The following is a 926-nucleotide window of genomic DNA, read 5'->3' as shown; positions in this document are numbered from 1 at the left end:
AAGCTACGCAAGCCCGCTGCGCCGGCCAAGTGCCGGCGCGCGCACGGCAGCTATCCCTTGTATCCCATCAGCAGACGCGGCAGCCACAGCGAGAAGGCGGGGACGTAAGTGACGAACATCAATGCTGCGATCAGCGCGGCATAGAACGGCAGGATGGTGCGCATCACCGCGCCCACCGAGATGCCGCCGATGGCGCAGCCCACGAACTGCGTCGTTCCGACCGGCGGGGTGTTCAGCCCCAGCGCGCAGTTGATCAGCATCAGCATGCCGAACTGCACGGGATCCATGCCCGCCTTCATCGCGATCGGCAGGAAGATCGGGGTGCAGATCAGGATGGTCGCCGCCATGTCCATGAAGGTGCCGAGTACGAACAGGATGACGTTGATGAGCAGGAATATGACCCAGGGTTGCGAGGACACCTTGCTCATCAGGTCGCCGGCGAAATCTGCGACCTCGTAGAGCCCCATCAGATACTGGAACATGGTGGAGACGCCGATCAGCAGCAGCACCACGCCCGTAGTCTTCACCGCCTTGGCGGCAGCCCGCAGGAAGTTCGGCAAGGTCATGGTGCGGTAGATGAAGAACGTCAGCACGATCGTGTAGGTGACTGCGACGGCCGCGGATTCAGTTGCCGTGAAAACGCCGGACAGGATGCCCGCCAGGATGATACCGACGATCAGAAGACCAGGCAGCGCGGCCGCGAACGAGCGGAAGACCTCGGTCCAGCCCGGAAACTTTCCGGCCGGATAGCCGCGCTTCACCGCGACCGCGTAAGCGGCGACCAGCATGCACACCATCAGCACGAGCGCCGGCAGCAGGCCGGCGGCGATCAGCGCGCCGATCGACACCTTGCCTCCGGCGGCCAGCGCATAGATGATCATGTTGTGGCTGGACGGCATCATGGCACCGACCAGCGAGGCGTGGGT

At 63.9% G+C, this 926-nt stretch carries 1 protein-coding gene; it reads right to left on the bottom strand.

What is annotated here, in order from left to right:
- Nucleotides 1-50: 50 nt before the first annotated feature.
- The coding region (locus AC1D00_RS43030; RefSeq protein WP_477014910.1) for a TRAP transporter large permease at nt 51-926 on the bottom strand (876 nt) is incomplete at its 5' end.

The organism is Bradyrhizobium sp. P2_E8, assembly GCF_056403875.1.
Note: the sequence above shows the minus strand (reverse complement) of the source record. Positions and strands in the feature narration are given on the sequence as shown.